The sequence below is a fragment of the Ruegeria sp. CF2 genome, assembly GCF_056537385.1.
In genome coordinates this window covers 1,510,173-1,523,645 of the sequence record NZ_JBQFRL010000001.1, presented here as the reverse complement: position 1 = coordinate 1,523,645, position 13,473 = coordinate 1,510,173, and the positions used below count along the sequence as shown (strand labels likewise).

General features: G+C 61.6%; 11 protein-coding genes. 5 read left to right on the top strand and 6 right to left on the bottom strand.

The window, feature by feature from the left end; all coding sequences use genetic code 11:
• Positions 1–46 precede the first annotated feature (46 nt).
• Complete coding sequence (locus ACR0IR_RS07560) at positions 47–1,267, top strand: N-acetylmuramoyl-L-alanine amidase (RefSeq protein WP_170363262.1); 1,221 nt, start codon at positions 47–49, stop codon at positions 1,265–1,267.
• A 95-nt stretch (positions 1,268–1,362) separates the two neighbouring features.
• Positions 1,363–3,852: a penicillin-binding protein 1A gene (locus tag ACR0IR_RS07555; protein WP_170363263.1), complete on the top strand. Its 2,490-nt coding sequence runs from the start codon at positions 1,363–1,365 to the stop codon at positions 3,850–3,852.
• Here ACR0IR_RS07555 and ACR0IR_RS07550 read toward each other — a convergent pair.
• Positions 3,846–4,679: an aminoglycoside phosphotransferase family protein gene (locus ACR0IR_RS07550; protein ID WP_170363264.1), complete on the bottom strand. Its 834-nt coding sequence runs from the start codon at positions 4,677–4,679 to the stop codon at positions 3,846–3,848. The two genes, ACR0IR_RS07555 and ACR0IR_RS07550, sit on opposite strands and share 7 nt — an antisense overlap.
• 78 nt (positions 4,680–4,757) lie before the next feature.
• Between ACR0IR_RS07550 and prfB the strand changes: the two genes are divergently transcribed.
• The 3 genes from prfB to ACR0IR_RS07535 all read left to right on the top strand — a co-directional run bounded on the left by prfB (position 4,758) and on the right by ACR0IR_RS07535 (position 8,219).
• On the top strand, positions 4,758–5,885 hold the full coding sequence (gene prfB / locus ACR0IR_RS07545) for a peptide chain release factor 2 (RefSeq protein ID WP_093962359.1): 1,128 nt from the start codon (positions 4,758–4,760) through the stop codon (positions 5,883–5,885).
• 105 nt (positions 5,886–5,990) lie between these two features.
• On the top strand, positions 5,991–7,391 hold the full coding sequence (locus ACR0IR_RS07540) for an amidase (protein WP_170363265.1): 1,401 nt from the start codon (positions 5,991–5,993) through the stop codon (positions 7,389–7,391).
• A gap of 24 nt (positions 7,392–7,415) precedes the next feature.
• A complete protein-coding gene (locus ACR0IR_RS07535; RefSeq protein ID WP_170363266.1) occupies positions 7,416–8,219 on the top strand; it encodes a DUF2189 domain-containing protein in 804 nt (267 codons plus the stop codon).
• Between the two features lie 10 nt (positions 8,220–8,229).
• Here ACR0IR_RS07535 and ACR0IR_RS07530 read toward each other — a convergent pair whose 3' ends face one another.
• The 5 genes from ACR0IR_RS07530 to ACR0IR_RS07510 form a co-directional block, all read right to left on the bottom strand.
• A complete protein-coding gene (locus ACR0IR_RS07530; protein WP_170338672.1) occupies positions 8,230–8,451 on the bottom strand; it encodes a hypothetical protein in 222 nt (73 codons plus the stop codon).
• Positions 8,448–9,605 carry an aromatic ring-hydroxylating oxygenase subunit alpha gene (locus tag ACR0IR_RS07525; protein ID WP_170390394.1) on the bottom strand — a complete coding sequence of 386 codons (1,158 nt, stop codon included), beginning with the start codon at positions 9,603–9,605 and terminating at the stop codon, positions 8,448–8,450. The genes ACR0IR_RS07530 and ACR0IR_RS07525 overlap by 4 nt, the downstream gene beginning before the upstream one ends.
• A gap of 111 nt (positions 9,606–9,716) precedes the next feature.
• A complete protein-coding gene (locus ACR0IR_RS07520; protein WP_480779046.1) occupies positions 9,717–10,433 on the bottom strand; it encodes a helix-turn-helix domain-containing protein in 717 nt (238 codons plus the stop codon).
• A 278-nt stretch (positions 10,434–10,711) separates the two neighbouring features.
• A complete protein-coding gene (gene ilvN / locus ACR0IR_RS07515) occupies positions 10,712–11,272 on the bottom strand; it encodes an acetolactate synthase small subunit (RefSeq protein ID WP_170363268.1) in 561 nt (186 codons plus the stop codon).
• A 57-nt stretch (positions 11,273–11,329) separates the two neighbouring features.
• The gene (locus ACR0IR_RS07510; RefSeq protein WP_170363269.1) at positions 11,330–13,081 is read right to left on the bottom strand and encodes an acetolactate synthase 3 large subunit; all 1,752 of its coding nucleotides are present in this window, start codon (positions 13,079–13,081) and stop codon (positions 11,330–11,332) included.
• Positions 13,082–13,473 lie beyond the last annotated feature (392 nt).

The window sequence follows — 13,473 nt, the reverse complement described above, 5'->3', positions numbered from 1 at the left end:
CGCTGCGATAGGCTCCTGCCAAACGATCTCGGGAAAACTTGAGGCCATGAGCAGGATCTTCTTCGTATGTGCGCTGATTTGGGCGCTGGCCGGAGCCGTTTTGGCGCAGGAATTCAACGCCTTGGCGCGGGTCCTGCCCGAGCAGAGCCGGATCACAGACGGCAAGGGGGCGGGGGTGACGCTTGAGCTGGGGCTCAGTCAGGGCGTCCCGTATCGCGTTTTCACGCTTCGAGACCCGTACCGTATGGTCATCGATTTCCAGGAGGTCGACTGGAGCGGCCTTGACCGGGCCAAGCTGTTGCAGACCCGTCGGATCAGCGGGGTCCAGTTCGGCGCCTATGTGCCCGGATGGTCCCGGATGGTGCTGGATCTGGGGGCGCCCTTGACCGTCGATACGGCGGCCATGCGCGTGGACCCCGACAGCGGGGCCGCGGTTCTGACGCTGAATCTGAAAGGTACGGATTTCGACAGTTTTGCCGCCAGCGCGGGTGCTCCGCGCAATCCGGGCTGGGATTTGCCTGCGCCTGCCGTCACGCCCCCGGTTGTGCCGCGAGATGGCGAAAGACCGCTGCGCGTTATGCTGGACCCGGGACATGGTGGCATCGACCCCGGCGCAGAGTCGGGTGGCGTTAATGAAAAAACCCTGATGCTCACGTTTGCGCGCGAACTGCGGGAACACTTGCTGCGCGCCGGCGGATACGAGGTCGTGATGACCCGGGTGGACGATCATTTCGTGTCGCTCGAACGCCGCATTTCTCTGGCCCATCGGGCCAGCGCCGATGTGTTCATTTCGTTGCACGCGGATGCATTGTCCGAGGGGCAGGCTCATGGGGCCACTGTCTATTTCCTCTCCGATGAGGCCTCGGACGTGGCCAGCCAGAAACTGGCCGAACGGCACGATCGCAGCGACCTGATCGCGGGTATCGACCTGAGCGGCTCGGACGACCAGATCGCCGACGTTTTGCTGGACATGGCGCGGCAGGAGACCCAGCCGCGCTCAGAGGCTTTGGCCCATGCGCTGGCGCACGGCATGGGGCAGCAGGGCGGCCCCATGAATCGGCGCCCGATCCGCAGTGCGTCGTTTTCCGTCCTCAAGGCTGCCGACATTCCCTCGGTTCTGGTCGAGATCGGATTCATCTCCAGCCCCAGGGACCTGAAAAACCTCGTAAATCCCGAGTGGCGCATCGGAATGGCGCAAGGAATTCACCAAGGTCTTGAAGCCTGGCGCCAGCAGGATCTGATCCGCCGCGGCTTGATTGGGCAGTGACCCTGCGGCGCAAAGTGGCTAGAATGCGCCCGTGTGTTTTGACCCTTGGGTGCAGCGACACTATATAGGCGTCACCGCGAACAAAAGGCAGCAACGTGATCCGGTTCATTCTTTCGATTTTCGGGGCGGTTTTCAGCCTCGTCACCTTGGGTATTTTCATGGTCGCGCTGGTGATTGGCGCGGTCTTCTGGATGTATGGCCGCGACCTGCCCAGCCACGAGTCGCTGGCCCAGTACAAGCCGCCCACCATCAGCCGTATCTATTCGGGCAAGGGTCAACTGATCGACGAATTCGCGCAGGAGCGCCGCCTGTTCACCCCGTCCGAGGAAATCCCGGACCTCGTGAAGCACGCGTTTATCTCGGCGGAAGACAAGAACTTCTATTCGCATCAGGGGTACGACCCGCGCGGGATCATCGCAGCCGGGATCGAGGCGGTCCAATCCAAGGGTGAGACGCTGCGCGGCGCGTCGACCATCACCCAGCAGGTGATGAAGAACTTCCTGCTGTCCGGCGACCGGCGGGTCGAACGCAAGATTCAGGAAATTATCCTCGCGACCAGGTTGGAAAAAACGCTGAACAAGGAACAGATCCTTGAGCTGTATCTCAACGAGATCTTCCTTGGCCAAAACTCCTACGGCGTGACCGCCGCTGCACAGACGTATTTCAACAAGACTTTGCAGGAACTGGCCCCGCATGAGGCCGCGACGCTGGCTGCGATGCCCAAGGCGCCTTCGGACTATCACCCGGTGCGCCAGAAACAGCGTCTGTTGGATCGCCGCAACTACGTGCTACGCGAGATGTACCAGAACGGATACATCGATCAGGCAACCTATGAGACCGAAGTGGCGCAACCGCTGCGTTCGGTTCAGAACGGTGATTTCGAAAGCTTCCGCACCGCACTGCCACCGCGCGACTATTTCACCGACGAAATCCGCCGCCAGCTGAGCGAGGACTTCGGCGAGGGTGAGTTCTTTACCGGTGGTTTCACCGTCCGGGCCTCGGTTGACGAGGAGATGCAGGTTGAAGCCGCACGCGCCCTGCGCGAGGCGCTTCAGAAATATGACCAGTCGCGCGGCAAGTGGCGCGGCACGGGTGAAACCATCCCCGAGGAAAAACTGGCAGACGAAGCGCAGTGGCGCGAAGCTCTGGCGATCATGGAAATTCCGCGGGACGTGGTGCTGCCCACGCAATGGTACCCCGCGGTGGTGCTGGATGTGGCCGATCAGCAGTTGACGGTAGGGATCGAGAACGGTCCGGCTGACGGCATCATCCCGCGCAGCGACATCAAATGGATGCAGGGTGACTTCAAGGCAAACTTCAAACGCGGCGACGTGATCCTGGTCGTTGCCGGGGAAGAGGGCCAGTGGTCCGCCCGTCAAGTTCCCGAGGTCCAAGGCGGCTTCGTGGCGATGGATGTGAACTCGGGCCGCGTTCTGGCGATGCAGGGCGGGTTCTCGTACCAGGACTCGGTGTTCAACCGGGCAACCCAGGCGCAGCGCCAACCGGGATCGGCCTTCAAGCCTTTCGTCTATGCGGCAGCACTGGACAGTGGCTACAGCCCAGCGACCATCGTCGTAGACGCCCCGATCGAGGTGAACACACCGCAGGGCTTGTGGACCCCGAAGAACTCGACCAACAAATTCTACGGGCCGACGCCCCTGCGCACCGGGATCGAGCAGTCGCGAAACCTGATGACCATCCGACTGGCGCAAGAGGTTTCGATGCCGGTGGTTGCGGGATACGCGGAGCGGTTCGGTGTGTATGACAACATGGGTCCCTACCTGGCCAATGCGCTGGGGGCCGAGGAGACGACGCTCTACAAGATGGTGGCGGCCTATGCGATGTTCGCCAACGGCGGCGAGCGGGTCGAACCGACTCTGGTCGACCGGATCCAGGACCGGTTCGGCAAAACGATCTATCGGCATGATGACCGGCAGTGCCTGGATTGCAACTCCAGCTGGCTGGAGCCCGACGCCTCACCCACGATCGTGACCGACCGAGAGCAGGTGATGGATGCAATCACGGCTTATCAGCTGACGTCGATGATGAAGGGCGTGGTCGATCGCGGCACCGCGTCTCGTGTAGTCAACCTGCCGGTTCCGACGGCCGGCAAGACCGGTACGACCAACGAGTCAAAGGACGCCTGGTTCATCGGCTTCACCTCGAACATCGTTGCCGGGTGCTACATCGGGTATGATCGCCCGCGCCCGATGGGGCGGGGTGCTTACGGCGGTACGCTGTGCGGCCCGGTCTTCCAGAGCTTTATGGAAAAGGCCGTCGAGAAATACGGTGGCGGTCCGTTCGAAGTCCCGCCGGGTGGGCAGTTCATCAAGATCGACCGTTTCAGCGGTGCCCGTCTGCCGGATGACGCATCGGGTGACTATGTGGTGGCCGAGTATTTCCGTGATGGCGTCGACGGGTTCATCGACCGTGTCTATGACGGTGGTTTTGCGATGGGGTCCGATCTGCCGTTGTTCGAAGAAGTGACCAATGGCGGGCGCCAGGTCCAGACCTCGACCGGGCAGACCATCATCGTGGGGCCCAAGGCCAGCCAGGGCGACCTTCAGGGCGGCGGACTTTACTGACCTGCAGCGCTTAGAAACAGGCGCAGCAGATCGGCCTCCGGGTCACTCTCGACCGATCCGCCGGACCGCCAGCATATGGACAGGGCGCATTTGGCCGCCGCCCATCGGGCCAGACGCGCCCGCGAAACATTCATCGCCGCGGCGTACAGATCCAGACACGCGGAAATCTGCCCGACTTCGCGCACAAGGTCTGGCATGCCTTTTGGGTGCCGCAGCGCATTTGCCAGTTCGAACGCCGGATCCCCGACATAACCCTTGGCATCGATCACGCGCGGGCCGGACGCAGTCAGTATGACATTGTCGGGGTGCAGGTCTCCATGCAGGGGTCGATGCACGGGCTGCGTCTGCAGCAATTCCTGAGCCAAAGCTTTGGCGCGCCGCATATCGGTTTGCAGGGGCCGCGTACATTGACCGGCAAATCCGACGTCGAAAAGCGGTGCAAACACTTGCTCCAAAGGCCTCAACCCGCTCACTTCGACAACCGGTGCAGCGTGCAGGTTCCGTGCCGTTTCAGCCAGTAGTGTCAGGGCGTCGGCCACGTTGCTCGCCCGTGCATGATCGCCGAGGGTCGGACCCTCGAGCCACTCCATCATGACCGCCCGGCGGTCGTCGGCCAGAATCGCGACGGCGCCCCGGTTGCGCCAGGCAGCCAGCAGGCGGCATCCCGGCGCCTCGTTCCCGCGATCGGCGCGGCGATAGAGTTTGAGCGCGACTTCAGACCCGTCCTCACGTTTGGCCCGCCAGACACATGCCGCGCCGGTATCCGCCACCAGCCGCGGGTCGGCCAGATGCCATTTCTTCAGGAACTGCTCCGGTAAGTGCTGCATTTGCCTTTCGGGTCATCTTGTGGTGGCCTGAACCTCTTGCTATCACGCAGGCCTGATTGAGCAAGTTGGGACCTGACCATGCGCGCCGAAATCCAGAACATCGTGGCCGAGATCCAAAAATCGCTTGAGCTGCTGGCCCAGCGTATGGACTATGAAACCGCGCCGCACCGGCTGGAGGAATTCAACGCCCGCGTCGAGGACCCCAACCTGTGGGACAACCCCGAAAACGCGCAGAAGCTGATGCGCGAACGGCAGGTTCTGGTCGATGCAATCGAAACCTACGAGTCGATCAAGACCGATCTGAGCGACAACATCGAACTGATCGAACTGGGCGAGATGGAGGACGACGAAGAGGTCGTCAAGGATGCCGAAGAGGCCCTGAAGAAACTGCGCGACAAGGCGGCCGAAAAAGAGCTCGAGGCGCTGTTGGACGGCGAGGCCGATGCCAACGACACCTTCTTGGAGATCAACGCCGGCGCCGGAGGCACCGAAAGCTGCGACTGGGCCTCGATGTTGGCGCGGATGTATGTCCGCTGGGCCGAGAAGAAGGGCTACAAGGTCGAGCTGCAGTCGGAAACTCCGGGCGAAGAGGCGGGGATCAAGTCGGCGGCCTACAAGATCTCGGGCCACAACGCCTATGGCTGGCTGAAGTCCGAAAGCGGCGTGCACCGGCTGGTGCGCATCTCGCCCTATGACTCGGCGGCCAAGCGGCACACGTCGTTCAGCTCGGTCTGGGTCTATCCGGTGGTGGACGACAATATCGAGATCGAAGTGAACCCGGCCGATATCCGCGTCGATACCTACCGGTCCTCGGGGGCGGGCGGTCAGCACGTCAACACCACCGACTCAGCGGTGCGGATCACCCACATCCCGACCGGCATCGTGGTGACCAGTTCGGAAAAATCGCAGCACCAGAACCGCGACATCGCCATGAAGGCGCTGAAATCGCGCCTGTACCAGATGGAACTGGACCGCCGCAACGCCGAGATCAACGCCGCGCACGAAGCCAAGGGCGATGCCGGCTGGGGCAACCAGATCCGGTCCTATGTTCTGCAGCCCTATCAGATGGTCAAAGACTTGCGCACCAGCTACGAGACGTCGGACACAAAAGGGGTTCTGGACGGTGATCTGGATGCATTCATGGCGGCCACTCTGGCTCTCAAGGTCTCGGGCAAAAGCCGGGCCGAGGCGCAGTCGGACGACTGATGCCGCGCGGTTGATCCGCGTGGAAAAGATATATCCAAAACACCGGGTTTAAATGCACACATGGGGTCGCTAGGCTGAGCGCAAGCAAAGCTCGGACGTAACCCCATGAACCTAAGCGATACTTCAGCCGCTGATCTTCTCGAGAAACTCGCGACAGGGCATTTGTCGGCCACCGAGTTGATGCGCGCGACGCTCGACCGGATTGCCCAGGTGAACGGGCATGTCAATGCGATCGTCGCGCTGCAGGACGAGGATGTGCTTATGGCACAAGCCCGGGCCGCCGACGACAAGTCGGGCCGCGGGCCGCTGCATGGGCTTCCGATTGCCGTCAAAGACCTGGTCAATGTGGCTGGCATCGCGTCGACCCAGGGGTCGCCGGTTTTTCGCGGTCACGTCCCAGCCGTCGACGACCTGATCGCAGCACGGTTGCGGGCTGCCGGGGCTATCCTGATCGGAAAGACGAACACACCGGAGTTCGGGTTGGGCTCGCACACCTTCAATCCGGTCTATGGCGCAACTCGGAACCCCTACGATCCGGCCCGGTCCTGCGGTGGGTCGTCGGGTGGCGCAGCGGTGGCCTTGGCCACTGGGATGGTCGCGCTGGCGGATGGGTCGGACATGATGGGCAGCCTGCGCAATCCGGCCGCGTGGAACAACGTGTACGGCTTCCGGCCCAGTTGGGGCCGGGTTCCTTCTGAACCGCAGGGTGATTTGTTCCTGCACCAGCTCTCGACCTTGGGGCCGATGGCCCGCAGCCCGCAGGATATCGGGCTATTGCTGGATGTGATCTCAGGCCCCGATCCGAGGCAGCCTTTGAGCGTTCCCTGCGAACCCGTCACCCCATTGTCTGTCGAAAGCCTGGACGGGATGCGGATCGGATGGCTGGGAGATTGGGGCGGCGCATTCCCGACCGAGGAGGGGATTTTGACCCAATGCAGCAACGAGTTGGCGATTTTTGAGGGGCTCGGCGCAACCGTCGAGGACGTACCGCCGCCCTTCGATGCCGAGCGCCTGTGGGACAGCTGGATCACCCTGCGGTCGTGGAACGTAGCAGCAAGTCTGCTGCCTTTGGCCGACCGGAAAGACGTCCTGAAGGACACCGCGCAATGGGAGCTGGAGCGAGGTCTGGCCCTGACGGCGATGGAGGTCCATGCAGCCAGCGTCATCCGTTCGGATTGGTACCGTCGGGCGGTCGAACTGTTCGCCGCGTATGATGCGCTGGTGTTGCCGGCAGCTCAGGTGTGGCCGTTCCCTGTGGATCAGCCGTATCCGCGCAGCATTGGTGGGGTCGCGATGGACACCTATCATCGTTGGATGCAGGTGGTCACACCGGTCAGCCTGATTGGTCTGCCCTGCCTTTCGATACCGGCGGGGTTTGGCCCCGGAGGGCTGCCGATGGGAATGCAACTGTTCGGGCCGCGCGGCAGCGACGCGCAACTGTTGGCTTTGGGGGCCGCCTATCATGCCGTGACGCATTGGCCGCAAAAACGCCCGGCCATGGCCTGAGGGCAAGGGGAGGAGAAACGGAACATGGAAAAGCCATTCGGAGTGCCAACGCTGAAACCGGCGGATATCGGCATGTTGCGCACGGCGCTGCATCGCGCCTGGCAGGATTATCGCCGCGCACCTGTCTTTGGCCTGGTTTTCGGCGGCTTCTACGTTCTGGTCGGGTGGTTGATGGCCTGGGTAACCCTGCAAACGGGCACCTCGTTCTGGCTGGTTCTGGCTGCCATCGGCTTTCCGCTGATCGGGCCGTTCGCCGCCGTGGGTTTGTACGAGGTATCGCACCGGCTCGAGAGGAATGAGCCGTTGGACTATGGCGCCATCTTCGGTGTCGTGATCCAGCAGAGCCGCCGTCAGTTGCCGTCGATCTGCGCGATCATCGTCGTGATGTTTCTGTTCTGGTTCTTTCTCGGCCACATGATCTTTGCGCTGTTCATGGGGCTGTCGACAATGACAAACGTGTCGTCATCGCTTGAGGTATTTCTGACACCCAACGGTCTGGCCATGCTGGCTGTCGGCACTGCTGTAGGCGCGATCTTTGCCATCCTGCTTTACATGATCACCGTGTTGTCGATCCCGATGCTGCTGGACCGGGAGCTCGACTTCGTCACCGCCATGATCTCAAGCTATGCCTATGTCAGCGTGAACAAGCGGGTCATGTTGGGCTGGGGTGCCTTCATTGCGGTCACGACCTTTGTCGCCATGGTGCCCTGGTTTTTGGGATTGCTGATCGTGTTGCCTCTGTTCGGCCATGCCAGCTGGCACCTGTATCGGCAGATCACCGAAGACGATGCAGCGGCGGGGCCGGTCGCCGAGCCGGCCCAAGCCTAGGTTCTCGGGGTCAGGAATCAGGCACTTCGCGGCCCATGTCGACCAGCATCTGACGCAGACGTCCCGCGCCGGGCAGGTTGGCTTCAAGCGCATGGACATAGGCGTGGGTCAGAAAAAAGCTCCGGGCGTCGTCGTCCTGCTGGCTGGCGGCGGCCAATTCGTACAATTCAGCCAAAGCCGTGATGTCACCCGCCGCATGCGCCTGCAGAAGGCGGGTGTGCAGGTCGGTCATTCAGCGGCCAGTTCGTTGCGATGTGCCATCAGACGCTGCGCCACCCAGTCGTGGAACAGATGGGTCGGCCCGTCCATCGCCGGCGAGAAATGACCGCCGTCAAACCCCGGCGCCGCGCGGCCACGCTGCATCCCTTCGACGACGAACACATCCTCTTCAAAGACCACTTTCCACTGCTCGGCATTGCGGGCGCGCAGATCCGCATCGGTATTCGGCGCCGAATAGAACAGGTGGATGTGCTCCGAGGTCCGGTTCTGGGCCTCGGGCCGCAGAATGATGGCGAAGGCGTGGTCTCGGTGCACGCCCAGCAGCACGTTGGGGAAGGCGGCAATGTATTCGGCTGCGGTGTCCCATTTCTCGCTGAGACCTTCGAAATCGGGAAAAACCCGACCGTCCTCAGTTTTCAGTTGCCGATAGACCAAGGTTCCCTGACCGGAATAAAGGCCGGGCTCCTGGATGTGATAGTGGTCCTCAAGCCGCGAGTAACTGTTCAACCCGGGATGCACCCACGGTAGGTGATAGCTTTCGCAGTAGTTCTCGACCGCCAGCTTCCAGTTGCAATTGACGTCCAACCGAAAGGAACTTTCCGGGCCGCCGTGGTACAGCGGTTTGTCGAACTCGGCCCAGCGCTCGATCAGCCTGGCGTTGGCATCCTCGAACGCCGGCGCGTCGCCCGAGACGTTGATCCAAACCACGTCGCGCCATATATGGCTACGCACCTCGATCAGGCCGAGTTCCGATTTGCTGACCGCGTCATGTGCGTTCTGGCCCGGGCCGCCCACATGCGGCGTGGCGACCAGCCGGCCTTCGGTGGAATAGCACCAGCTGTGATAGGGGCAGCGAATGGCGCCTTCGATCTTGCGGGGCTCTTCGACCAGGATCATGCCGCGGTGACGGCAGATATTCTGAAACACACGGACCGTACCGGAACGGTCACGCAGCAACAGGAGCGGAATACCCATGAACTCCAGCGGAACCGCGTCACCGGGCTCGGGGACATCGGCGGTGACCGCGAGACCGGCCCAGCCATCCAGCAGCAGGGCGCGAGTTTCTTCGGCGTGCAGGGCAGGGTCCGTATAATGTGGGTTGGGCAGGCCCAGAGCGGTTTCAATGCTCTGACGAACAGCCGACAGTTCGGTTGGGGTGCTGGCCATCTGGTTCTCCTCGCTTCTCCACCAGCCTAGGCATCCGGGGCCAGTCCTCGCTTACACTTCTGCGACTCCGGCTTTTCTCACAACGACATGCACGGGAGTTTGGGCGGTTTCCTATGTCCGGCGCGCCAGTCTTGCTGCCTCCAGCGTTGCCCGGAAATCGTGGCCCAGATGGCGGATTTCCAATCTGTAGATGTGCGGAGTAGCCGCAGAGTGCTCCATGCACGAACCGATCCAGACGCCGTTGCCATCGGTCATGTCCTTGCGGATCACCATCGTCTTGCTGTCACGACCAGCCTCGCGCGACAAGACTGCGTAGATATTGGGTCCGGCGCAGGCGGCGAAGCCACGAAGTTCACGGCCCGTGGCGGAACGCGTACCGGCCATGGCCGGCGGCAGGAAGCCGCGCAGGGCAGCACACTGATGCAAATGCCGGGTTTGAACCAGCCAATGATGGGCGCGTGGATCGGCTTCGCCGCCATGTTGCGTCACAAGATAGACGCCGCTTGGAAACGTGTCCTCGGTCAAGGCTGCCAGTCCGGGCCGAAGGAACTGGACCACGCTTTCGGGCAGGTCACAGCGCCGGGGCGCGGGGATTTCCTCAAGCGGTTTCAACAGAATGCGGGCATCCACGTCAAAGAACCGGCAGATGCGGTCCAGAACGTCCGGGCGTGGAAAACTCTCGCCAGAAAGATACCGGTTGAACTGCGTGCGGTTGACGCCCAGCTGTCTGCACAGTTCGGCGACCGAAGGATAGCGGTCGGCAAGTTGCCTGAGATTCGCCCCCAGCATGCTGCGCAGCTCGGCGGGCGTGCGAGTGTCTACGGCCATGTCTCACTCTGGTTTGCAACGGTTCGGGAAACACGACCGGATCGGCCAGAAAGGCCGGTCGCCAGTCAAGAAATCGCAAAATTGACCCCATGGAACACGCAGTTTGCGTATTCTGGTCCAAGCGTAACGCGCTCAGGCGCGAACGCAATAGGCATTAAGCCTATTTGTATGGTCTTTTTCCTATCAGTGCTCAGTTACGCACCCGCGGAATTCGATCCGAAAACGCAAAACGCCCCGTCGATCTGCGCGACGGGGCGTTTTGATGGGTTCGCGAAAAATCAGTTGCCGCGCAGCAGGGCCGCGACGCCTGTCCGTGCAACCTCGACAGAGCCCAGCGGGCGCATCAGATCGGCAAATGCATCGATCTTGTCCGGCGCGCCGGTGATTTCGAAGATGAACGAATTCAACGTGCTGTCCACGACATTGGCCCGGAAAATGTCGGCAAGGCGCAACGCCTCGACCCGCTTGTCGCCTTCGCCGACGACCTTGATGATCGCCAGTTCCCGTTCGACCGAAGGGCCTTCGACAGTCAGGTCATGCACGTCATGCACCGGGACAATGCGGCCCAGCTGAGCCTTGATCTGTTCGATCACCTGCGGTGTACCGGTGGTAACGATCGTGATGCGGCTGAGGTGTCCGGTGTGGTCGACCTCGGCCACGGTCAGGCTTTCGATGTTGTAGCCGCGCCCCGAGAACAGCCCTATGACCCGGGCTAGAACCCCCGGTTCGTTTTCGACCAGAACAGCGATCGTGTGGCGTTCCTGCACGTCCGAGAAGGTCGGGCGCAGGTTGTAGGCCGAGTGGCGGGTGGAACCTTTTTTGATATGTAGGGCAGACATTTATGTCCCTTTCTTCAACTTTCGTGCGCCGGAAGCCGGCAAGGGGCGATGGATCGATTAGACAAGGACCGAGCCTTTGGAATCGATGACGCCCTTCGTTTCGGCCTCGCCCAGCAGCATCTCGTTATGGGCCTTGCCCGACGGGATCATGGGGAAGCAGTTCTCGTGCTTTTCGACGAGGCAGTCAAAGATCACCGGACCGTCGTAATTGATCATCTCCATGATCGCGTCGTCCAGATCGGCGGGGTCTTTGCAGATGATCCCCTTGGCCCCGAAAGCCTCGGCCAGCTTGACGAAATCGGGCAGGGCCTCGGACCAGGAATGCGAGTAGCGTTCGCCGTGCAGCAGTTCCTGCCACTGGCGGACCATGCCCAGACGTTCGTTGTTCAGAATGAACTGTTTCACCGGCAGGCGGTATTGGACCGCGGTGCCCATCTCCTGCATGTTCATCAGCCAGCTGGCCTCGCCCGCGACGTTGATCACCAGCGCGTCGGGATGTGCCATCTGCACACCGATCGAAGCCGGGAAGCCATAGCCCATGGTGCCCAGCCCGCCCGAGGTCATCCAGCGGTTGGGGTCTTCGAACTCAAGGAATTGCGCGGCCCACATCTGGTGCTGGCCCACCTCGGTACAGACATAGCGATCGTGGTCCTTGGTCAGCGCCTCGAGCCGTTCCAGCGCGTATTGGGGTTTGATCGCCTTTTCGCTGTTGGTGTAGGCAAGGCAGTTGACCTTGCGCCAGTCCGTGATCTGGGCCTGCCACTTGGCGATCGCTTCGGTGTTGGTTTTGCGACCACGCGCCTTCCAGACCTTCAGCACGTCTTCCAGAACATGCGCCACGTCCCCCACGATGGGGATGTCCACCCGGATCACCTTGTTGATCGAGGACGGGTCGATGTCGATATGCGCCTTTTTCGACTTGGGCGAGAAGGCGTCGATACGCCCCGTGATCCGATCGTCGAACCTGGCGCCGACATTGATCATCAGATCACAGTCATGCATGGCCATGTTCGCCTCGTACAGACCGTGCATGCCCAGCATCCCGACCCAGTTCTTGCCCGATGCCGGATAGGCGCCCAGGCCCATCAGGGTCGAGGTGATGGGGAACCCGGTCGCGTCGACCAGCTCGCGCAGCAGTTGGCTGGCAGCGGGGCCTGAGTTGATCACGCCGCCGCCGGTGTAGAACACGGGCCGCTTGGCGGTTTCGATGGCGGCGACCAGTTCGGTGATCTCTTCGATGTCGCCCTTGAGCGCCGGTTGATAATGCGAGGTCGATGGTTTCGGCGCGTTGTATTTGCCGGTGGCAAACTGAACGTCTTTGGGGATGTCGATCAACACAGGACCGGGACGGCCCGCGGTGGCGACATGAAACGCCTCGTGCATGGTTTCCGCCAGCGAGTTGGTGTCTTTGACCAGCCAATTGTGCTTGGTGCAGGGCCGGGTGATGCCCACCGTATCCGCCTCTTGGAACGCATCCGAGCCGATCATGAACGTCGGCACCTGACCGGTCAGAACCACGATCGGGATCGAATCCAGAAGCGCGTCGGTCAGGCCGGTCACCGCGTTGGTTGCGCCGGGCCCCGAGGTCACCAGTGCAACACCGGGTTTGCCGGTCGACCGGGCGTAGCCCTCGGCGGCATGTATCGCGCCCTGTTCATGCCGCACCAGGATGTGACGGATGTCATTTTGCAGAAAGATCTCGTCATAGATCGGTAGCACGGCGCCGCCGGGGTATCCGAATACCGTGTCCACGCCCTGATCCTTGAGGGCCTGGACCACCATCTTTGCGCCGGTCATCTCACGTGTCATCTGCTTTGCTCCGTTCGCGACATGTGTCTTGCGTTTGACAAAAAAAAGCCCCCGAAGTTTCGGAGGCGCATGGGTTCGATTATGGTTTACCGTTACCGGCCCATGCGCGTGGTTCCTACGATTACGACTAGCGTTCTCATCGCCAGAGGCTCCTTTTTGCGTGGGGCAGACATTATGGGCGGCGCGAAGGGGCGTCAACAGGCAATCTGGCCAATTTCCTGACTCTGATCTCGAATTTTGCGACATTTTGTTGCGCAGATTGCCGCATGTGGAGAAATTTCCGGAAATACTGGCCGAGTTTTGCCGAGTTCCGAGCGGTGGTCGAGGTCAGAATGCGTCAGAGCGATGTCTGAAACGGGCATGATGCGGGGTCCGGGCTGGGTCAGGCTGGG